Source organism: Desulfurobacterium crinifex (assembly GCF_054656775.1).
Map to the genome: position 1 here is coordinate 1,692,695 of NZ_BAAHXO010000004.1, position 21,805 is coordinate 1,714,499.

20 protein-coding genes and 4 pseudogenes are annotated in these 21,805 nt (G+C 34.3%); 1 reads left to right on the plus strand and 23 read right to left on the minus strand.

Annotated features, from left to right (window positions below):
• The 23 genes and pseudogenes from ACYQ3A_RS10705 to ACYQ3A_RS10815 all read right to left on the minus strand — a co-directional run bounded on the left by ACYQ3A_RS10705 (position 1) and on the right by ACYQ3A_RS10815 (position 20,648).
• Positions 1 to 1,275 carry a flippase gene (locus ACYQ3A_RS10705; RefSeq protein WP_459897327.1) on the minus strand — a complete coding sequence of 425 codons (1,275 nt, stop codon included), beginning with the start codon at positions 1,273 to 1,275 and terminating at the stop codon, positions 1 to 3.
• On the minus strand, positions 1,272 to 2,642 hold the full coding sequence (gene wbaP / locus ACYQ3A_RS10710; RefSeq protein ID WP_459897453.1) for an undecaprenyl-phosphate galactose phosphotransferase WbaP: 1,371 nt from the start codon (positions 2,640 to 2,642) through the stop codon (positions 1,272 to 1,274). Before wbaP ends, ACYQ3A_RS10705 begins: the two co-directional genes overlap by 4 nt.
• 164 nt (positions 2,643 to 2,806) lie before the next feature.
• Complete coding sequence (gene glmS, locus ACYQ3A_RS10715) at positions 2,807 to 4,636, minus strand: glutamine--fructose-6-phosphate transaminase (isomerizing) (protein ID WP_459897328.1); 1,830 nt, start codon at positions 4,634 to 4,636, stop codon at positions 2,807 to 2,809.
• Positions 4,637 to 4,663: 27 nt separating this feature from the next.
• Complete coding sequence (locus tag ACYQ3A_RS10720; RefSeq protein WP_459897329.1) at positions 4,664 to 4,972, minus strand: sugar transferase; 309 nt, start codon at positions 4,970 to 4,972, stop codon at positions 4,664 to 4,666.
• Positions 4,973 to 5,132: 160 nt separating this feature from the next.
• Positions 5,133 to 5,255, minus strand: a pseudogene (locus ACYQ3A_RS10725) (sugar transferase); the annotation flags it as partial.
• A 115-nt stretch (positions 5,256 to 5,370) separates the two neighbouring features.
• Positions 5,371 to 5,727 carry a DUF5615 family PIN-like protein gene (locus ACYQ3A_RS10730; RefSeq protein ID WP_459897330.1) on the minus strand — a complete coding sequence of 119 codons (357 nt, stop codon included), beginning with the start codon at positions 5,725 to 5,727 and terminating at the stop codon, positions 5,371 to 5,373.
• Positions 5,717 to 5,941 (minus strand): DUF433 domain-containing protein, encoded by a 225-nt coding sequence (locus ACYQ3A_RS10735; protein WP_459897331.1) that lies wholly within the window; start codon positions 5,939 to 5,941, stop codon positions 5,717 to 5,719. The genes ACYQ3A_RS10730 and ACYQ3A_RS10735 overlap by 11 nt, the downstream gene beginning before the upstream one ends.
• A 167-nt stretch (positions 5,942 to 6,108) precedes the next feature.
• Positions 6,109 to 6,744, minus strand: coding sequence for a sugar transferase (locus ACYQ3A_RS10740; protein ID WP_459897332.1), 636 nt, complete (start codon positions 6,742 to 6,744; stop codon positions 6,109 to 6,111).
• Positions 6,731 to 7,087 carry a VanZ family protein gene (locus ACYQ3A_RS10745; RefSeq protein WP_459897333.1) on the minus strand — a complete coding sequence of 119 codons (357 nt, stop codon included), beginning with the start codon at positions 7,085 to 7,087 and terminating at the stop codon, positions 6,731 to 6,733. Before ACYQ3A_RS10745 ends, ACYQ3A_RS10740 begins: the two co-directional genes overlap by 14 nt.
• Positions 7,088 to 7,390: 303 nt before the next feature.
• On the minus strand, positions 7,391 to 8,521 hold the full coding sequence (locus ACYQ3A_RS10750; RefSeq protein ID WP_459897334.1) for a glycosyltransferase family 4 protein: 1,131 nt from the start codon (positions 8,519 to 8,521) through the stop codon (positions 7,391 to 7,393).
• Positions 8,491 to 9,618 carry a radical SAM protein gene (locus ACYQ3A_RS10755; RefSeq protein ID WP_459897335.1) on the minus strand — a complete coding sequence of 376 codons (1,128 nt, stop codon included), beginning with the start codon at positions 9,616 to 9,618 and terminating at the stop codon, positions 8,491 to 8,493. The genes ACYQ3A_RS10750 and ACYQ3A_RS10755 overlap by 31 nt, the downstream gene beginning before the upstream one ends.
• Before the next feature lie 11 nt (positions 9,619 to 9,629).
• Positions 9,630 to 9,791, minus strand: a pseudogene (locus tag ACYQ3A_RS10760) (DapH/DapD/GlmU-related protein); the annotation flags it as partial.
• Positions 9,792 to 10,311: 520 nt separating this feature from the next.
• Positions 10,312 to 11,514 carry a glycosyltransferase gene (locus tag ACYQ3A_RS10765; RefSeq protein WP_459897336.1) on the minus strand — a complete coding sequence of 401 codons (1,203 nt, stop codon included), beginning with the start codon at positions 11,512 to 11,514 and terminating at the stop codon, positions 10,312 to 10,314.
• Positions 11,511 to 12,740, minus strand: a complete 1,230-nt coding sequence (locus ACYQ3A_RS10770; RefSeq protein ID WP_459897337.1) for an oligosaccharide flippase family protein — start codon at positions 12,738 to 12,740, stop codon at positions 11,511 to 11,513. Before ACYQ3A_RS10770 ends, ACYQ3A_RS10765 begins: the two co-directional genes overlap by 4 nt.
• Positions 12,737 to 13,918: a hypothetical protein gene (locus ACYQ3A_RS10775; RefSeq protein ID WP_459897338.1), complete on the minus strand. Its 1,182-nt coding sequence runs from the start codon at positions 13,916 to 13,918 to the stop codon at positions 12,737 to 12,739. The genes ACYQ3A_RS10770 and ACYQ3A_RS10775 overlap by 4 nt, the downstream gene beginning before the upstream one ends.
• The gene (locus ACYQ3A_RS10780; protein ID WP_459897339.1) at positions 13,919 to 15,013 is read right to left on the minus strand and encodes a glycosyltransferase; all 1,095 of its coding nucleotides are present in this window, start codon (positions 15,011 to 15,013) and stop codon (positions 13,919 to 13,921) included.
• Between the two features lie 69 nt (positions 15,014 to 15,082).
• A complete protein-coding gene (wecC, locus tag ACYQ3A_RS10785; protein WP_459897340.1) occupies positions 15,083 to 16,291 on the minus strand; it encodes a UDP-N-acetyl-D-mannosamine dehydrogenase in 1,209 nt (402 codons plus the stop codon).
• A gap of 12 nt (positions 16,292 to 16,303) precedes the next feature.
• Positions 16,304 to 16,594, minus strand: a complete 291-nt coding sequence (locus ACYQ3A_RS10790) for a TIGR04076 family protein (RefSeq protein ID WP_459897341.1) — start codon at positions 16,592 to 16,594, stop codon at positions 16,304 to 16,306.
• On the minus strand, positions 16,591 to 17,718 hold the full coding sequence (gene wecB / locus ACYQ3A_RS10795; RefSeq protein ID WP_459897342.1) for a non-hydrolyzing UDP-N-acetylglucosamine 2-epimerase: 1,128 nt from the start codon (positions 17,716 to 17,718) through the stop codon (positions 16,591 to 16,593). Before wecB ends, ACYQ3A_RS10790 begins: the two co-directional genes overlap by 4 nt.
• A gap of 114 nt (positions 17,719 to 17,832) precedes the next feature.
• A pseudogene (locus ACYQ3A_RS10800) lies at positions 17,833 to 18,174 on the minus strand (four helix bundle protein); the annotation flags it as partial.
• Positions 18,175 to 18,195: 21 nt separating this feature from the next.
• Positions 18,196 to 19,794, minus strand: a complete 1,599-nt coding sequence (locus ACYQ3A_RS10805; protein ID WP_459897343.1) for an IS200/IS605 family accessory protein TnpB-related protein — start codon at positions 19,792 to 19,794, stop codon at positions 18,196 to 18,198.
• Positions 19,763 to 20,374: pseudogene (locus ACYQ3A_RS10810) on the minus strand (IS607 family transposase). The gene ACYQ3A_RS10805 and the pseudogene ACYQ3A_RS10810 overlap by 32 nt, the downstream one beginning before the upstream one ends.
• 37 nt (positions 20,375 to 20,411) lie before the next feature.
• On the minus strand, positions 20,412 to 20,648 hold the full coding sequence (locus ACYQ3A_RS10815) for a DUF2281 domain-containing protein (protein WP_459897344.1): 237 nt from the start codon (positions 20,646 to 20,648) through the stop codon (positions 20,412 to 20,414).
• A gap of 86 nt (positions 20,649 to 20,734) precedes the next feature.
• On the opposite strand from ACYQ3A_RS10815, the gene ACYQ3A_RS10820 reads away from it, so the two are divergent.
• A complete protein-coding gene (locus tag ACYQ3A_RS10820) occupies positions 20,735 to 21,790 on the plus strand; it encodes an IS701 family transposase (protein ID WP_459897345.1) in 1,056 nt (351 codons plus the stop codon).
• Positions 21,791 to 21,805: the final 15 nt, after the last annotated feature.

Genomic DNA, 21,805 nt, shown 5'->3' on the forward strand with positions numbered 1-21,805 from the left:
TCAACTTGTCCTCCACAATCTATTCTTAATGACTCCATACAATCTAATGATCAGAACAAAACTTTCCGTTACTATAACCATTAGAGCCACACTATAAACATTAACCATATTCAAAACTGACAAGATTACCAACCCCACCAAATGGAGAAAGGAACCAAGTATAACACTTACATTCGCATAACCTGCAAATCCCATTGCTGCTAAAAACGGATAACCTAAAAGTATGGAAGGAACTACTATCATTGTTGATAACAACAGTATTTTAAAGATGTTCACAGATACCTCTAATCCATCCCCAAAAATTATTTTTATAATTTGATCAGATAACATAAATAAGACCAATACTAAAATAACATTAGCAAAAGTTACAAGTTTAAATACCTTTTTATATAAATGTACATTTTTTTTATGTGCTACATAAGGATATAAAGTATTTACCAATGGATGATAAATCTGTTGAAGGGCTATATACAGTTTCTCCGCTATAGAATAATAGCCTACCATCCTGTTATTTGTGAACAATCCTAATACAAAAGCGTTCGTAGAAGTATATATAGAAACTGAAACTCTTGATAAAAAGAACTGAGAACTATCTCGTAGATATTCAACTAAAGTAGATGTCCTGGGAACATAAATTCGTATATTAAAGTCTTTAACCACAATCCAGATCGCCAGGATTCCAGATATAAAAAAACCTAAGGAGTTTATCAACGGTACATAGATATAATCCGAAACTTCATGAACAAAAACAAAGATAGAAATAGCAAAAATCAATTTAGCAGTAATATTCAGGAAGGTAATATATTTCATCCTTTCCATTCCTTGAAAAAACCACACAGGAAATAAAGCTTGTCCCACCACCATTCCAAAAGTTAGGTAGTAAATTAACCAATCTCTCTTAAACTTTTCAAAAGAAAAGACAATAATCGTCATAATTAAAAAGGATAAAACAAGCAACCCTAATTTTATAATCATTACAGAACTAAATATCTCAGAAACTTTTTCTTTATTCTCTCGATGTATGGAAATTTCCCTTGTAGCGGATAAGTTAAAACCGTAATCTGTTAAAATATTAAAGTACTGAATAAATGCCTGTGCAAACGCTATAAGTCCGAACTTTTCAGGTCCTAAAACCCTCACAAGATAAGGTAAGGTAATTAAAGGAAGGATGTAATTCGCTCCCTGAAGGACTGACAGAGAAAAAAAGTTTTCTAAAAGCCTTTTCTTATCCGAATCAAGCCCCAAGTCCAAAGGCAATCCTCTCTCCTGAATCAATAAGCTCCTTTTCCTTTTAAGACTGCTTCCACGGTCTTTATCAGTATAACCAGATCAAACCACAATGACCAATTCAGTACGTACCATGTATCGAGCCTTACTCTTCTATCATAGTCTGTATCGCTTCTCCCACTAACCTGCCATAATCCTGTTATTCCAGGTTTTACCATATAGTAGTACTGAGCAAAATCCCCATAATACTTTTCTATTTCTTCTTTTACAACAGGACGGGGACCAACAAGACTCATATCTCCCTTTAAAACGTTAAAAATTTGTGGAAGTTCATCAAGAGAAGTCTTCCTTAAGAGTTTGCCTATTTTCGTAACTCTTGGATCATTTTTTAGTTTAAAATTTGTTTCCCATTCTTTTCTGGCTTCTTCATCTTCTCTTAGTAACTTTTCAAGTCGCTCTTTTGCATCATGATACATAGTTCTAAATTTTATAACCTTTATAGTTTTTCCATTTTCTCCAATTCTTTCATGGACAAAAAATACAGGACCTTTTGAATCTAACTTTATAAGAATTGCTATAATCAGAATCAAGGGAATTAACATTGGCAGCAACATAAGAGAAATTGATAAATCAAAGGCTCTTTTTAGAGTTTTATTGAGTTTTGATTTTAGATTATTTTTTATAGATAAAAAGAAAATCTCGCTAAAAGGTATCGGGTAGAGCTCTGAATTTAAAAAAGCAAGTCCCCTAATGTTTGGTACAAAAAGAACGCGCCTGACTGTCTTCTGAATCTTCGCAAGAAATCTTTCAGCATCATCTATCCAGCTAAGTGGAATGGAAATAATAACAGCTTGGGTGCCAATCTTGCTCGAGACATCTTCCAGTAAGGAACTCCTATCTCTTAACAGAATTTTTTTAACTACTTCATAACCTACAAACTTATTGTTTTCCAGAACACTTTCCAATTCTCCAATAAGTTTAGTATCTCCTATTAAGGTAACGGGTTCTCTCCATTTAGGAATTTTGTAGAGCAAACTTTTTACAATGTAACGAACAGAAGGAAACAAAAAGAGAGCATACAACCAGAGAAAGATCAAAGTAAGACGAGAAACTTCCTCTGACATTTTTCCTAAGGAAACAATAGCGAATATTACAACAGTGGCTATTGTTAGAGTTCTCGTCAACCTCCTTGCTTCTTCCCAGAATGGGAATCTGAAAGTATAAAGCTTTTCCAGCGCTATAAACAAAACAAAGATTACAGGAAACCACCAGAAAGACAAAAGATGTTCTAATTTCATTAAATAAACAGGAAGAATAGAATGGCCGAGAAAATCTCTGGTCAAATAGGCAAGAACCAGACAAATATAGTAAGAGAAAAGATCAAAAACTATCAAAACCAGATTCTTTAAACGCATCCTCTCCACTTAATAACTCCAGAACCAACCCAAAACCTCACAAATTTTCCAAACGTATTTTACTCTCCCAATCCCATTTCTGCAATCCACTTCTCCATTCGCCTTTCCCATTCACCCATTCCCCTATTCAACTATTCAACCATTTAACTATTCACCATCACTATTCACTCCACTGTTACACTCTTTGCAAGATTCCTCGGCTGATCAACATCGTAACCAAGAAAGTCTGCAATGTAGTAGGCAAAAAGCTGAAGTGGAACAACATTGACAATTGGTGACAGAAACTCATCAACTTCTGGAACTTCTATGTAAAATTCAGAAAGTTTCCTTATCTCCTCGTCTCCATGATTGATTATAGAAATAACTTTCCCTTTCCTCGCTTTAACTTCTTCTATATTTGAAAGTACTTTTTCTCGTACCCTACCACTTGTCGCCACAACAATAACTGGCATTGTTTCATCTATCAGAGCAATTGGACCATGCTTCATCTCACCAGCAGGATATCCTTCTGCATGTATGTAGGAAATCTCTTTCAGTTTCAATGCCCCCTCAAGGGCTATCGGATAATTGACGTGTCTTCCAAGGTAGAGAGCATCAGAAGCTTTATAAAATTCAAGGGCTATTTTCTTGACAGTTTCTTTTTCTTTTTCGTTGTTCAGAAATTCTTCTATCTTGGAGGGAAGTTTCATTAGATGTTTGAAGAGGTTTTCTACTTCTTCATTGTTTAGAACATTCCTTTTCTTCCCAAGCCATAGGGAGAAAATGAAAAGTGCTGTAAGTTGAGTTGTAAATGCCTTTGTTGATGCTACACTTATCTCAGGACCTGCATAAGTGTAGATAGTGGTGTCGGCCTCTCTGGTAGCTGTGGAGCCTATGACATTACAAATTGCAAGAGTCTTTGCTCCTTTCTCTTTTGCAAGTTTCATTGCTGCAAGTGTGTCTGCTGTTTCTCCTGACTGGGTTATTACTATAACGAGAACCTTTTCGTCTAATACAGGATTTCTGTACCTGTATTCAGATGCATAATCCACTTCTACAGGAATATTGGTAAAGTTCTCAAAGTAGAACTTCCCTATGAGTCCTGCATGGTATGAGGTTCCACAGGCAATGATGTGAATCCTGTTGAAGCTTTTAGGATTAATTCCTTCAAGTTCAGTTTCTCCTTTAAACCATGCCATGTTGCCGCTGATTGTGTCTGCAATTGCTCTTGGTTGTTCAAAGATTTCCTTTATCATAAAGTGCTTATAACCTGCTTTTTCAGCCTGGGCTATAGACCAGGGAATCAGGTTGATTTTTTTCTCTTTCTTTTTTCCTTCAAAGTCAAATACTTCAACGCTATCTTTTTTAACTATTGCCAGTTCAAAATCATCAAGAAAAATAGCTCTATTGGTGTATGGTAGAAAAGCCGGAATATCTGAGGCTATAAAGTTTTCTCCTTCTCCACAGCCAATGACCAGTGGGCTATCTTTCCTGGCTGCAAAGATTTTGTCCGGTTCAAGAGTAGTGATAACTCCTATCGCGTAAGAACCTTTGAGGCGTGAGATCGCTCTTCTAAAGGCTTCAAAGAAATCAGAAGAGCTAAAGAGTTCTTCTTCTATCAGGTGGACAATTACTTCAGTATCTGTATCAGATACAAATGTGTGGCCTTTTGACAGGAGCTCCTTTTTTAATTCAGCATAGTTTTCTATTATTCCATTATGGACAAGGGCTATCCTTTTAGAACAATCAACATGGGGATGAGCATTTTCGTCCACGGGCCTACCGTGGGTTGCCCATCGAGTATGACCAATGCCGATATTAGAAAAAAGGTTAAGTTTATTGAGTTCTATTTCAAGGTTTCTTATCTTTCCTTCTTTCTTGAATATTTTTAATTCTTCATTCACTACCAGAGCTATTCCAGCAGAATCGTATCCTCTATATTCAAGTCTTCTCAAACCATCTAATATCTTTTCCTTCGCCTCATCACTGCCAATATAGCCTACTATCCCACACATTTTTTTCCTCTACTGTCTTAACATTAATTAATAAGCCCCTTTTCCTGTAAACATTACCCAGATGGTTTTGAGAATAATTTTAATATCATTCCAGAATGAAAGACTATTGATATATTCCAAATCCATTCTAATTCTACCTTCAAAAGTGGCTTCATTTCTTCCTTCCACCTGCCAGAGTCCTGTTACACCGGGCTTTACAGACAAAAGTTTTTTTCTAATATCTTCAGGAATTCTGTATTCTTCAAACTCCTCCCATATCTGAATATACCCCACAAGTCTCCAAACCTTTGTCCTATAGGCATTTACCAGACAAAAACCTGCAAGAACGCTTAACACTTAGGCTTAAGCCATCATGGATACTGTAAATTCCTTTGTAAAAGCTATATTTTTTCTGTCCAATCATCTCTCAACTTATTGAGCCAACTGTTCTTTCAATCCATTCCATTCTTAAGACTTTGTATTTCAAGTACTTATGAAAATGTGGGGCATAGTCAGCCTCCCATATATATGGCCTCGGTCCTACAACGCTCATATCACCTTTCAAAACATTGAAAAACTGAGGAAGTTCATCAAGACTATACTTTCTTAAAAATCTACCAACAGGAGTAACTCTTGGATCATAACTCTTGAGCTTTCTATAAAGCTTCATCTTTAACAATCTGCCTCTTAATATTGATTGGATCATTAATAGCTGAAATAATTCTTTCCATTAGACTCCCTCCTGAAAATTCGACTTATATACTTCTAATTCTAATCTTTCTAGGAGTAAGAACTACAAACTTACCTTGAATGTCGTTCCGACTTTCCCTCAAGAACCTTGTCAAAACCTCAGCTACTTTTAAGTATTCTATGGCCGGATAGCGAAGATATATAACCCCCTTCATTTTCTTTCCGTGGGCAAACACTAATCTCCCAAAATCTGCATCCTCAGTGAGAAGTATAGCATCTAACTTGACCGCCAATTCTATAACTTCAAGATCAGTAATCCCTGGACTCTCTTCTACCAACGCTACTACTTCAATTCCTTCCCTTCGTAAAACCTCTACAATTCTATAATCAACATTTTCATCAGCCAGAATCCTAATATTCAACTAACTCCTCTTCTTTAATAATATCGGCTGAATAAGAAATAGCAGCTAAAATATCTTCCTTTTTCAAAGTCGGATAAGCCTTCAAAAGATCTTCAAAGGATAAACCATCTCCCAATTTTCTGAGGATAATCTCTACAGGAATTCTTGTTCCCTTTATTACTGGTTTACCACCTAACACTTCAGGATTTCTCACAATCCTATTTTCATAACCCATCTTAGTCTCCCAAAAAAATTTATACCTCAAAACTCAGGAAAAGCTTATATGAAAAATTTATATCCTCCATGTCTCAAATCCATCCAATATCTTTTCCTTCGCCTCATCACTACCAATATAGCCTACTATCCCACACATTCTTTTTTCCTCTACTGTCTTAATATTAATTAATAAGCCCCTTTTCCTGTAAACATTACCCAAACGGTTTTGAGAATAATTTTTATATCATTCCAAAATGAAAGACTATCAATGTATTTTAAATCCATCTTAATTCTATCTTCAAAAGTGGCTTCATTTCTTCCTTCTACCTGCCAAAGACCTGTTACACCAGGCTTTACAGACAAAAGTTTTTTTCTAATATCTTCAGGAATTCTGTATTCTTCAAACTCCTCCCATATATATGGCCTTGGTCCTACAACGCTCATATCACCTTTCAAAACATTGAAAAACTGCGGAAGTTCATCAAGACTATACTTTCTTAAAAATCTACCAATAGGAGTAACTCTTGGATCATAACTCTTGAGCTTTCTATAAAGTTCCCATTCCTTTCTTGCTTTGGGATTTTTCTTTAAGTACTCTTTTAGAACCTCTTCATTATTGAGGTACATAGTTCTAAACTTATAGACTGTAAACTCTTTTCCACCCAATCCCGGTCTTTTCTGTTTAAATAGAATGTTTCCTCCATCCGTTAGCTTTATTGCTATAGCTATCGGAATCATCAGAGGAAGAGTAATTAATATAGCAAATGTAGCAAATACAATATCGAAGATCCTTTTCCAGCGGAAGTTTTTAATGTTTCTCACCTTTGTTCCCTCTGTCAAATTTGTTGACTTTTTTAATTCTAATTAAAATAGAAAATAAAGTACTGCCTAAAATTGCTCCAATTCCATCAGCGACTAAATCTAAGACTTCACCTGATCTATATGGAATAAAAAGTTGAATGATCTCTATAACTGCTCCAAAAGTTATAGAAAGTATAATTCCCTGCAAAGAAGTTACTTTATAAGAAGATCGCAATAAAATCACAAACAAGAAAAAAGCTAAAAAATGGTTTAATTTATCTGTTTTTCCAATCTGAGGCGAAGCTGGAATAACAGATAGTACAGTAAGGATAATTGAATATAGGTAGAAAAATAACCTAATCATTTCTGTATTGCTCCTCAAAAAACGAGACTAAAATTTCTGTTTCAGCTTTTCTACCGGAATTACCACAGCTCGCAAATACCCACATTTCATAGAGCTTCTACTCGTAGGTTGACTCCCATGATTACTGATATATCCCCTTACCTTTGTTTCCTTCAGGATAACCGTTGTTCTCAGGAGAGAGGAAAACTTTTCTTTCCTCTGAGAACCTGTCATGCCATTTGTATAGAAAACTATTGAGGAAAAAATATACCACTCTCCGAAAAGTACACCGTGTTTTCTCAAACTAAAAAAGACTTCCTGTTTTCATTGTTTGGCTTTGCAAACTTCTTTATAAACCTCAAGTGTTTTTAAAGCTATTGTATCCCAATTATACATTTCCTTTAGCATAGACATATATCTCTCCGTTTCTAACTTTGATATACCCTCCTTAAAAAGTTTCACCATAAGGGCAGACAACTCTCTTACATTCCCTAGTTCAAAATATCTAAATTTCTCTAACTCTATCTCTCTATGTGGAGGAATATCTGTTACAAGAACAGACAATCTATAACTTAAAGCTTCCAACAAAGCTATAGGAAGTCCTTCATAATAAGAAGGCAATACAAAAAGTCCTGCATTGGAAAATAGTTCCTGTAAAGGTTTGCCACTTAAAAAGCCTGTAAGAACAACTCCTTTAGTTTGTGAAGCCAATTTTTTTATTCTCTTACTATACTCGGTTTCATGGTCAGCATTTCCCGCTATGACAAGTTTAAAAGGTGGATTTTTTATAATCCTAAAAGCCTCTATTAAGTCATGTAAACCCTTTTCCGGCACAAACCTGCAAGCAGTAAAAACATACTTACGAGGTTCCAAGCCAAATTTCTTTAAAGTTTCACCAGGAGGCAAAACTTCAGGTATAGAAACCCCATTTGGAATAAAAACAGAGTCTTTTCCGTACTTCTCTCTTATTAATTTTTGGATTCCTCTGGATATTGCAATTATTTTATCACTAAAGAGAACTCCTACTTTTTCTCCAAGTTCTAAAACCTTCTTTGCCAATCTTCCCCATTTTGCTCTTTCATAATCAGGTCCGTGATGCGTCATTATAACTTTCATTTCCAAAGCTCCAGCCAGTGGAACCATTAACGCAGGTCCTACTGCATGGATGTGAAGAATGTCTGGCAATAATTTTTTTGCTTGTAAAACACCCAAAAAAGTGTGTGTTATCGCCTCCAGAGATTTCTTTCTTGGACACCACAAATATTCAAACTTCACTCCCTTCCATTCTTTTATGCGTTTCTCCTTAGGCACATAAGGAGTTCTTACAAAAACCGTAACATCACAACCAAGTTGAACCAATCTTGGATATAGTTCTTCACAGTGTTTTTCAACTCCACCTTGCACATGCGGGAATCCTCTCGTGCCTAATGCTGCGATTTTAATTCTTCTATCCACTTTCCAAACCTCTTTTTAAAACCTTCTATATCCCAACTACCCTGCATAGGATCCCTATTTCCAACATTGTAATAGGGAATACAACCGATATCTATATCTCTACCTAACATTACTTTAAGTTTATTTTTCAATACCCACGGCAAGACATGTCTAACATATTTCTTGATTACAGGAGCAGCGGTTCCTATCATCCAGCAATTTTTAGGACAGGCTCTTACCAATTCTCTAACTCTATCCGCTCTTTCACTAAACCATAATTCTTCAAAAGTATCAAAATCACGAATATTGCCCATACTTACTTTCCAGACAGCTTCTTCTAAACCATTACACGGATAAACTTCACCATAAGGATCCACAAAAAAGTTAATAGTACCTGCCTCACACGGTAGCATTCTCTTTCCACCACGAATATAGTTTATAATTCCCAGATTAAAGAAAGCTCTAAACCAGCTTTTCGGATTTTTTTCTCCAAGCTGTCTTCGAATAATCTCGCGGAAATTGGAAATCACCTCATCCATATTCTCTATTTTATTATCATATTTGTGAAAGTAGTAAGAATTGTGAATTATAGCAGTAGCAAACTCCATTTTTAAACTTTTAGCCAACTCATAAAGCCACAGCATATCTTCAGAAGTATCATTTGATACAGTTATCCCAAAGCCAATATCTTTAAATCCCAGATTTCTTAACCCCAACAAAACCTTTAAACCTCTATCAAATCCTCCAGCTCGCCCTCTTAAATAATCATTTTTTTGGGATAATCCTTCTATACTCACTCTAATTCCCAGATGAGTATTTTTAAACTTCTCTGCAACTTTTAAAATTCTATCCACATGCCAGCCCGAAGTTGATATTACTACTCTATCTGCTTTTTTCAAAGAAATATCAATAATTTCATCTATATCTTCTCTTAGGAAAGGTTCTCCACCTGTTAGATTAATAAATTTTAACTTTGGCAATTTCTCCAAATCTCTTGGAGTTATTTCCTTAGATTTATCAGTGGGAAACTTCCAAATATTACACATTTTACAACGCATCTGACAACGATAGGTAAGAATTATAGAAGCATCCGTTGGTAAGTTTCCTTTAACAACCATGTTTATTCTCCTCTTTTTTTTATAATTTTAGCAGGAACACCTGCAACTACACTATACGGTTCTATGTCTTTTGTAACAACAGCACCAGCAGCAATAACACATCCATCTCCTATCTTGACTCCAGCTAATATGCAAGCATTAGTTCCTATCCACACATCGTTTCCTATAACAGTTTTTTTCTTGGTTACCCCTTGATACTTTATAGGTATATCTAATCTATCAAAATTGTGATTTTCCGAAAGAATCCTAACTCCTGGTCCCATGATAACGTTATCACCGATTATAATTTCTCCCATAGCTCCTATGTAGGAATAGTGATTAATTCCTACATTATTTCCTATCTTAAGATATCCTCCAACGTTTCTCAAGACACCTGTACATTCAATAATAGCACCCTTCCCAAGAGTAAAATTATCTCCTATTTCAACCCCCTTATAACTCAAAGCATTAATCAAGCTGTTCTCCATCAAATATAAGTTTCTCCCACATTTTATTTTATGACCAAACATAACTTTCGCTCCCCTTTCAGCAAACACCAACCCTTTAGAATTAATAAATGGCTTAATAAAAAGCATTCCTCTTAACAAGGCAAAAAACTTCCTTGTCCCTATCTCCACAAACTCTCTTAATGAGAAAGGATACTCTATGTTATACTCTTCATTCTTTATCTTTCTTATTACTCTTTCTACTAACTTATGAGGCTTCATTTAAAACCTCCTTATAAATTTCTAAGATTTTTTTAACATGAACATCTTTTCTGAATTTTGTCAAATAAGTTCTATAAGCACATTCTCTCATTATACTGTTGTAATTTTTTATGGAGTTTAAAAGATCTACTTCCCAATTTCTAGACTTAAAATCAATAAGAAAGCCGTTTTTCCCTTGCTCTATCATTTCTATAAATCCTCCTTGATTGCTAGCAATAACGGGTGTTCCAACAGCAAAAGATTCTATTACTGTCATTGGACAATTTTCATACCACTTTGATGGTTGTATTGTGAATTTAGCTTTTGCAATATATTTAAATTTTTCTTTCCCGAACTTGGGTCCTAAATATTCTATATACTTACTTCCTCTTATTTTAGACACCTCACTTCCAGTTCCTATAATTTTAAGCGGAACTTTGTACTTATCGAAAAAGCTTAATATGTCTATGATTCCCTTTTCTTTTGAAATTCTTCCAATATAGAGAAGGTAAGCTTGGCTTTCCGTAGTCTTATTAAAAGATGGAGCATCAATAAAGTTTGGAATAATCACTATCTTTCTTTTGTAGACTTTTCTTAGTAGTTCTGCTAAAAAATTACTAGGAGAAATTATTAGATCTATATATCTATTATAATAATCCATAATATGGTAAAAGTAGGCTTCTAAGCATCCTATTAAACTCCCAGAAACTGAACCTTCAAAACACTTATTTAATAGACATTTATAGTATCTACCAAATAGACAATCCGTACATGTTGAATCCTTTTCAAAATTATACAATCTGTGATAAGGACACACCAGTTGGCTATCATGAGCAGTGTATACAATCTTGATATCTCTCTTTTTTACTTCTGGTAGAATACTAGGAGTAAGTTGATAATTGAAATTATGCAAATGTACAATATCAGGTCTAAATACATCCAAAACTTTGGAAATTTTCTTTTTACTTTCTATTGAATATATTGCAGATACTGCATACTTAAATTTGTCTAAAGAAGACAAATTGCTAAAATCTTTTTCACTTACAAAAGAATTATATTTATCAACAATGATGTTATTTTTATGTCTCATTCCCCAAAATTCCACTTCTATACCCTTTTGTTTTAAAGCATCCGCAAGAGCGAACATATAAGTTTCAGCACCACCTTTAGGATATAAATACTTATTAACCATTAAAACCTTTAGTTTCATCTTCGTCTCCGGAAGTTAAAAGTATCAGGAAAGTTATATACTATTAATGTCAGGAAAAAAATAGTTCCCATTAGTATTTCCAGTACTACTAGAATTCTTATGAAGGTAGTAATATTTGTTGGATGAAGTGCATTTAAACATAAGATTTTAATCAATAGGAGTATTCCTATTACTGCTGCATTAACTAAAGTTCTACCTTTAAAGTTCATATAATGGATGATGAAGTATGAAAGAATAGAAAAGGGTAGGGATATGGCAAAATACTTGAGATAGATGGAACTACACAGGTATTCGCGGGGGTATATTATTTTGTAGATAAATGCCGAATACTTAACAAAGAGGAGAGCGATGAGTAAGTATACTAATAACATAATTGTAGTATATTTCCTAGGATTTCTTAATATTCTCCTGAATTCGCTTGTGATATAGGAGGAAAAGAAAAGAAGAGTAATCATATATAGGTTATATGCTGAGGTAAAAAAGCCAACTGTTTTGTTTCCTAAAAATGCTTTGATAAATAAAATATCTATCCTCTGAAAACAAACAAAGCAAAAATAGTAAAGCAAAAAAAACTTTGATTCTAATACAATTAGTACTGTATTTCTAATAACTGTCTTGTTAAAGCTGATAAATAAGGAAATCTTTAGTGTTTTCCTTAGGTTGCTGAAGATATACAGGAATATAAATATTTCTAATATTGCAAATATTGGTAATATTATGTCTATGCTGATTACAGTGAGTTTTTTGTGATGAAATACAAACAACAGAGATAGGAGTAAAAATCTGAAAAATGGATCTAATATAATAGCTTGGATATCAATTTTCGAACATTCTTGTCCTCTTGCTAACATTTTGAAGAAGGCAATGGAACTGTTAAAAAAAACGAAAACAGAATAAAAGAATATAGGTATAAAATATTTTCTATCGACTATGAAAACAAATAGAGAAAATATGAGTAGAATAACCAAAGATAGAAATATTTTTCCAGAAAAATATAAGTGTATATTTTGTAACTCTCTTTTTAGACTTTTAGTAAAAATAAAAGTATTTATTCCACCATCCATGAAAACAGAGATAATTAAAACAAAGGAAACAATGTAATTATAAAGGCCAAAATCATCAGGCGATAAAAGTCTTGCCAAAAGAAATATTGTCAAAAAGGAAAAGAATCTTGCAGCTAATTCAACTAGTGGAATAATAGGAAATGCAAATCCTGTAAGTTTCATGGTTCGGCAACTTTATTTTTGTATTTGCTAAAAAAGTAAGGTACGAGGTATATAAACGGTAATGTATATAAGGGATAGAAGATTGAATATAAAAGCACAATGCTAATAAAAAAACTTCTAAATTTTCTTTCTAGAACTTGCTTTAAGGATAGGAATAAAATTAAGTAATAGAGCAAAGTACCTGTTACGCCTAACTCAACCAAAGAATTAAATAGAAAAGACTCAGTTCCTGAAGAAGTATTCACAATATCAAGATAACTTTCTGGGAATTTATATTTTTTGTAAATCGGAGATTCTATTTCTACAAAAGAATTGCTATTTCCATAACTACCGATGGAAGTACCTATTAAAAAATTATCTATCTCGCTTAAAACCTTAAAGGAAAAAACTAACCCTTGGTATCTTATGCTACTTTCTTCATATTTTATAAATTTACTAATCATTCCTGTTGATAATATAACGGCAAGTGATAATAGAGTGATCTCAGCTATAATATATTTTAATTTTACAGTGAATAATTTTGTATTCCTATACTTCCAGAGCCAATAAGAAATAAACAAAACAATTGGTATTCTACTTCCTGATAAAATCATCGAAATTACAAAAATAACTGAAGATACTTTGCTGTTCTTCTTTTCTTTGGCGTATAAAAACATTAAAAATGATAGCATCCCTAGGGAAATTGGGTGACCAGTTAAGGATGATGCTCTATAAATCCCATCTCTATATTTCAAGTAGACTAGATATTTTAAAACACTGCCTCCAAGAAATTCGACGTACAGCCACTCAAATATAGCTATTAGAGCTATAAATGTTAAGAACAAGAAAATACAGTTTTCTAGTTTTTCTGAACTATATTTCCTTAGAATAGCAAGAATAAAGATAACAGTTATTATTTTTGTATACAAAAATAGCTCCATAAAGAAGGATTTTATGGAAAAGAAATTTATAATAAAAGATAGATTGATTACGCTGATTAATAATAAAGAAAGCAATATAAGGTAAATTCTAACCTTAAACCTTTTCTTTTTTAATAAAGAAAAAAACAATACATACATGCAAGCTATTAAAAGCATGATTTCATCAAGCAAAGTATATGATTTAGAAAATAAACCAAAAACTTGTGTTGAACTCACAAATAAAAGTAAAAAAGTTATAATATCTGCAATTACAGCCAATTATTCCCCCACAAATTTCAAGAAATTTTCTATAAATCGCCTATGATCAGCTTTGTTTAGAATGGCTATATAATCAAATTTCTCTCTTAATTTTATAATATCTAGATTAAGTATTTCTTTGAGATCTTTCAATATAAAATCCTTAGATAAGTAATCCTCCTCTGTTCCATCCGCGGAAACACACACAGCTGGCAAGCCATACAGTAGTGCTTGAAGTATTCCAAGTCCACCATCCCCAGGTAAAACAAAAAGATCAGAATTAAAATAGTAGTTTTTTAGAACTTCTTTGTCATAGATAGCTCCTACAAACCTTATGAATTCATCTATCCTTTTTTCTTTAACATATCGTTTTAAAAAGGGAAGAAAGTAACCATCTCCTACTATTGTCAAATAATAATTCTTTTTGTAAACTTTGTTAGCTACCTCCAAGATATCTATTAATTCTTTAATTTTCTTTCGTTCTTCGACAGCACCCACATAAAGTAATTTGACTTTATTCGGATTAAAGGAATAGGAACGTAGGTTCTTTATTACTTGATCTTTTATCTTAAAAAAGTATCCTGTATTAATAGTATTAAGAAGAAGAAAACAATTTTTTGCCCCCATGTATGTTTTCATATACTTTAAAGCTTTTGTAGAGTATGCAAACTGAACATCTGTCATTTGAATCAAAGGTTTTACTATATTATCTATAACCTTTCTTTTCACAGTTCTCAAATTTCCAGAGTAACCAGCATCCCACCATACTATTTTTTTCTTAAGAGCCCTGGCAAGAGGAACAATATAGAAATTGTTTAGTAAATTGGTAGTTCCTTCTAAAACAATAATGTCATAATTCCTAATTATTTTTGAAACCTGAGGATAAAAGAAAACACATGTTCTTCGTGAGTTTCCCTTTAATCTTAGTCTCAAGCTATAGAGTTTATACAAGCGAATATTAGGGTAAGTGTTCTTTTCAGGGATATAAACCTTTAATGTTCCACTCTTTTCACCCTGAGAAGTAACAAAACCCAATTCATCAACATAAGGAGCAAGTTCTTTTAGTAAGTCATACCTGTATTTCGTTAGCACACGTTGTATTATTAGAACTTTCATATCTGATGGCTCCTTATATAGGATCGTAAGACTAAACAATAAAGTATCGCTCTCTTCCATCGTTCAGAATTAGTTTTTATTTAATCCACAAAAATCTATAAACTCTTTGTCTACTTTTAATTTTAAGAATTCTCTATGCTTTACTAAAGCAACGATTATATCAGCTATTTTTAAAGCTTCTTGCAAGCTATAGATCTTAAACTCTCGGAATTTTTTAATATTAGGTTCTACAGGAAGAACATCATATCCTTTTGAAATTAGTCTTTTAACAATATGAAGTGCTGGACTTTCCCTCAGATCATCAATATCAGGTTTATAAGCAAGTCCTAAGCAAGCTATTATAGGTTTTCTACTGAATTTTTTTTCGAAATTTTTGACTTCTTCTTCAATTTTGCTAATTACCCATTCTGTTTTATAAGTATTCACTTTTCTTGCGGTTTGCATTAACTTAGATTCTTCTGGGTAATGGGTAATCAAAAACCAAGGATCAACAGCTATACAATGCCCTCCGACTCCTACGCCAGGTTGCAGAATATTAACTCTAGGATGTTTATTAGCAAGCTCTATAAGCTCCCATACATTTATACCTGCCTTATCACAAATAAGAGAAAGCTCATTAGCAAACGCTATGTTTACATCACGGTAGGCATTTTCCACAAGTTTGCACATTTCAGCTGTTTTTGCATTTGTTTCATGAAGTTCTCCTTTAACAAAAAGTGAATAAAATTCCTTGGCTTTTTTAGCTGATTCCTGATTTATTCCACCTATAACTCTATCATTATACTGAAGTTCGTAAAGGATTTTCCCAGGAAGCACCCTTTCAGGACAGTAAGCCATGTATATTTTCCCTTTTAGTTCGGGTCTTTCACTAATTATCAGGTCATACATTCTCTCTGTAGTTCCTATTGGACTCGTTGATTCAATAATAACGAGATTATCTTCTTCGAGATATGGCAAAATCATCCTAGTAGCTGACTCTACGTAAGAAATATCAGGAACATACTCATCTTTAAACGGTGTTGGAACTGCTATTAAAAAAACATCAGCCTTAACTGGATTAGTAGAGGCTTTAAGTAAACCTTTTCTAACCACTTCATGAACAAGGCCGTCCAGATCTGGTTCTACAATATGAATTTTCCCTTCGTTTATAGTATTTACAACATTTTCATTAACATCTACTCCGTGAACACTAACACCCTTACTTGCTATAAGGGCGGATGTAGGTAATCCAATATATCCCAAACCCATAACTACAACCTTAGGAAATTCTAACTTCATTGTTTAATCCTCCTATGTTTCTTTTACGTGAATTTCAAAAATTACTGTTCCTCCACCTGTATATTCGCAAGGGTCTAAACACTGAACATAAGCCTTATTATGCTTACCTAAATTAAGCTCTTCAGGTTCAATTCCTCTACTTAATGCAACATAGTACGGCATTAAAGAAGAAAGAGCATGTAAACATAACGGAAGGTTTGTTTTTAGTAAATAACCATCGTAAATGAAAAATTCATCTCCTTCTTTGAAGACTGGACAATTCCCTTTAATTTCTCTAACCACGACTTTTAAATCTCTTCTCATTTCTTCTCATACTCTTTCTTGATGACTTTTAGTACCTTTTGCGAAGCTGTTCCATCTCCATAAGGATTAATTGCTTTAGCCATTTTATTGTATTCTCCAAAATTTTCAAGAAGTTTTGCCGTTTCAGACACTATTCTCTCTCTACTCGTTCCTACAAGCTTAGCTGTTCCCGCTTCTATACCTTCTATCCTTTCTGTTACATCTCTCATCACCAAAACAGGCTTACCTAAAGAAGGTGCCTCTTCCTGAATTCCTCCAGAATCTGTCAACACTAAATACGATTTACTCATAAGCCATATCAAGTGCGGATATTTTAATGGTTCTATTAAATGAATTCGAGGATGACCTTTTAATATTTCATTTACAGGTTTTCTTACATTCGGATTAAGATGGACTGGATAAACTATTTCAACATCTTCAAAAGAGTCTGCAATTTCTTTCAAAGCAAAACAAATATTTTTAAAAGGTCCTCCAAAACTTTCTCTTCTATGGCCTGTGACCAAAATAATTTTCTTAGAAAAATCCACAAAGTCAAAATATTGATAGTATTCCTCTTCTCCACCTTCCTCTATGATCCTGATACCCAAGAATAGAGCATCTATGACGGTATTTCCTACTACCCATATATTCTCCTTTACACCTTCTCTAAAAAGATTTTTCTTTGACCTTTCCGTTGGTACAAAGTGGTAATCTGTTAATCTGCTTATTAAAACTCTATTCATCTCTTCTGGAAAAGGAAAATACTTATTGTTACTCCTAAGTCCTGCTTCTATGTGTGCAACCTCTATTTTCTTATAAAATCCAGCCAATGCTCCTACAAAAGCTGTTGTAGTATCCCCTTGAACAAAAATTAAGTCAGGTTCAAAATCTTCCAACACAGATTCAACTCCTTTAATCAAATTTGCTGTTAATTCAAAAAGGGATTGATTTGATTTCATAATATTAAGGTCGTAATCAGGCTTTATTTCAAAAAACTCCAAAACCTGATCAAGCATTTCCCTATGCTGAGCAGTTACACATACTTTAACTTCAAATTTATCAGGATGTTTTTTAAACTCTTTTATCAAAGGAGCCATTTTAATAGCTTCTGGTCGAGTTCCAAAAATAAATAGTATCTTCAACATATTCCCCCTTACCTTTATTGTCCTATTTCCTCATAAAACCTTGGTTAAAGGCAAAAGGCGAAAGATAAAGGGCGAAGGGCAAAGGGCAAAAGGCGAAGGGAGGAAGGCAAAAGGCTATGGACGGAAGGTTTTTGATCGGGCGGAAATCAGCCTCGAAAGCATACTCGATATTTCTATACATCTCCTCTCTATCTCCTCAAAAGTTTCCTTTTCAATATAGCCTATTTCAAAAGCAATTGTTACCTGTGTTAACACTTCAGCAGAAGATCCTTTAGCAATATAAAAATAACGCACAGCTTCTCTATCTGTTTCTCTTTCATCGCCTTCCGCTATATTGCTTGCTATTGATACAGCCGCTCGCCTGATCTGATCTCGTAAACCATAATCTTTTGAAAACGGTTCCTTATCTGTAACCTGATAGATATAAACCGCCAATTCCTTACTCTTCTGCCAGACTTTAAGCTCCTTAAAACCTGGTTAACAAAACTGCACATTAGTGAAACGTGCAGTCGTCCCTGCACCAGGTACAGGAACTAATCCTTTCACCACCCTCTCCCAGTCCCCTGAGAACAGTACTGTTCTCAAGGGTGAGAAGTCCCTCACAAAAAACTTCCCGAGAAGAGGGAAGGTGAGGACTGCTCTGAGAACTCTCCAGCTTTTTCGTCTCTCCTTCGAGAGACCCCTCACAGACTTGTTCCCTCCAGAGGTCTGCTGTCGGGTAGCTGAATCACTCCCAGAGCTTTCAAGTGTTATTATCTCCTTCTTTACAGCTTTTATGTCTGAATTTATCCTTTTCAGCTCTCCTTTTAAAGCTTTCCTCTTCCACTTATTGGTTTCTTCTTCCAGTTTCTCTTTCAGTTCCTTTTTCTTTTCTTCCAACCTGTAAAGAGAGTAGTTAAGGAACTCCTCTTTTTCAAGAAGCTTTAGATAGTTTTCGGGTATTTCTTCTTTAAATCCTATTCCCCTCCTTCCTATCACAAACGCTCCTGCAACATCTTTGTCAAGGAGATATTGAGGAGCATACTTGAGCTGTCCTATTACTGATGTAAACGCTGGATTTACCTTAACTACCTCTATCCCTTCTCTCCTTGCTAATACTTCTATCTTTTGAAGTATCCCTTTGTAAATAAACTGCTGTAATCTCTTCCTCAGTTTCTTCCTTCCATCTCCTCTGCTACCTTTCGGTAATTTCTTTATGTCCTCTATCGCTATCGCTCTCTTTTTTTCTTTTGCTAAGTTGACTATCTCGTGAGCAACTTTCCAGGAGAGTATTTCTCTTTCTCCTCTGCTTTTCCCGATAAGTTCTTCAAGGGATATTCTTCCAAAACTTTTAAGATTCCCATCTTCTTTTACTTCTGCATACGCTATGTGAAACGGACTCGCATTAACGTCTATTCCTATTACTCCATTCATTCTTGTTATTGAGATTTCAGGAATCTTTTCTTCAAAACTGATAAACGCATAAGTCTTTCCATCCCTCTTTTTAAGCTCAACTGAATAAGGAATGTGCTTTCCTGTAGTCTCTCCTACAAGCAGGTTCTCAATGAAATTAATCCACTTATCTCTTTCTATTCTCCCTTTCTGAACATTCCTGTGAACTTCAGCATAAACGTATCTTCCTTTACCCGTGTTTACTCTTAAATACAGTTTCCCGTCTATGAGGACAAATCTCAGGTTTAAGTTTCCTTTTTTGCTTTTATCTCCTCTTGAATATGCTGTTCCCTGTCTTTTCTCTTTCCATTCCTTTTTTAGTTTCTCTTTCCTTTTTCCTGTTAAGTGTTTCTTCTTCAGTTTCTCAAACAGTTTCCTGCTTCCGAATATAACTTTCTTTGGGTTCTGTCCCCTTTCCTTACAGCTTTTCAGAACTTCATTAGCTTTCATAATAGCATCGTCACAGTATCTTGAATTGAGAGGGAATACTGATTGTAGATGTTTTTTGAGTTCTTTTCTGTTTGCTCCTTCTAAAAGTCTGTTGTATGCATACCTAACACATGACGAAAAATTCTGCATAAGTTTTAATACTTCTTTTCCGTCTTCTGGTGTTTTAAATTCCAGTCTGCACTGGAGTGTTATCATTCTTTTTCTTTCCTCCACGAGAACCGTAAACTCTTGTTGCAAAAGAAGTTACTATAGCTATTAAGTCCTCAGCAAGTTCTCTATGTCTATCCTCTTCATTTTCTTTCCCGTTAACTATCACAAGTTCCACTCCAAAGCTTTCTAAGAAAAACTTCAAATACTCATAACCAAATCTTGCTAATCTATCAGGGTATTCAATTACTACTTTCTTGACTTCTCCTCTTCTAACTTTGTTTAAAAGCTTCTTTAATCCCCTCCTCTTTTCGTTGACTCCACTCGCTATTTCCGATATTACCTCGTAACTCCATCCTTTTTCTCTTGCAAAAGATTCAAGTCTTTCTATTTGATTCTTCAGGTATTCTTCCTGCTTTTTTGTTGATACACGTGCATACAAAATTACATCAGCTCTCTCTGTCTTTTCTTCACAAATTCCAAGCAATCCTTCTATATCACTTCTCCTGTATCTCCTTCTACCCCCTGGAGTTTTTACAGGTTATAGTAAACCCTCTTTCTCCCACTTCAACAAAGTATTCCTGTGAATACCAAAAAGTTCTTTTATCTGCTGTGCACTCAATAACATTGAACTCATCATACGCATAAATATATGCTAATGTTTACTATTCAGCAACTGTTGTGAACCTCCATCTTTTCACTACATAAGACTTCCATGCTTCTTTTTCTAATTCCACCTTTGAAGCATCAGCATAACTATGAAAAACCCCTTTTAGCTTCATTATATCTATAGCTTCTTCTGATTTTTCTTTTTCAGTCTTAGCCTTTTTCCTCATTAAAAACTCTATAAAGTCAACTACTTCTTCTTGCAAATTTGGAGACAACTTTTCTACAAGCTCCATAATTCTTAACTGACCTTACGCAAGGAAAAGTGTTACTATTAACTGATACTACATTAAACTAACTAAAAGAGGAAAAGCTACAAGCTATGATAAGTTACGAAGAATTAGTTGAACTATATACAGATTACCTTATAGTAGTAAACGGACAGGCAACAGCGACAGGATTATCGGCTATCCTGGATAATGAAATCAGCCATGACAGATTCACTCGAATGCTTGCAAGCGGGGGATTCAATTCGAAATACCTATGGAAAAAAGTTAAAAAGACTGTTCGACAGATAGAATCGGAGGATGGATGTTTAATAATAGATGACACAATAGTAGAGAAACCATGGACTGATGAAAATGAAATTGTATGCTGGCACTATGACCACACTAAAGGGAGAAACGTAAAAGGTTTCAACATTCTCAATTTACTTTACCATTCCAATGGTATTTCCATTCCCGTTGGATTTGAAGTAGTAAAAAAACCAATTGAATTTGTTAATGAAAACGGAAAGAAGAAACGTCGTTCGAAAGTAACGAAAAATGAACTGATGCGTGGGTTGATTCAAATAGCAATTCAAAATCGAATACCTTTCAGGTATGTACTAATGGACAGTTGGTTCGCATCTAAGGAGAACTTTGAATTCATTACTGGACACGGAAAGCATTTTATCGCTGCCGTCAAGAGTAACCGGCTTTTTGCCAGGAGCTTGCAGGATAAGCTAAATGGTTGCTTTGAAAAGGTAGGCGCATTGGGGCTAAGAGACAAAGAATCTGTGCGTGGCTATGTAAGAGGATATGACAAAGAAGTTATCTTGATATGCCGAGTCTTTACAAACAAAGATGGAAGCACAGGAACGCTTTATCTTGTATGCTCCGATACGTCACTTTCGAGTGGCTATATATCCACAATCTATCAAAAAAGATGGAAAGTGGAGGAGTATCACAAATCTCTTAAATCAAATGCAGCATTGGCAAAGTCGCCCACTAAAAGGATAACAACACAGATAAGTCATTTAGTTATGTCGATGATTGCTGTATTTAAGCTGGAATGCTTAAAAATTAAACATCATTTGAATCATTTTGCACTCAGAGCTAAGGTGCTTATCAAAGCTAATTTTGCTGCTATGACGGAGTTGAAAAGGGAGTGTCCATAGAACTGTGTAAATTCT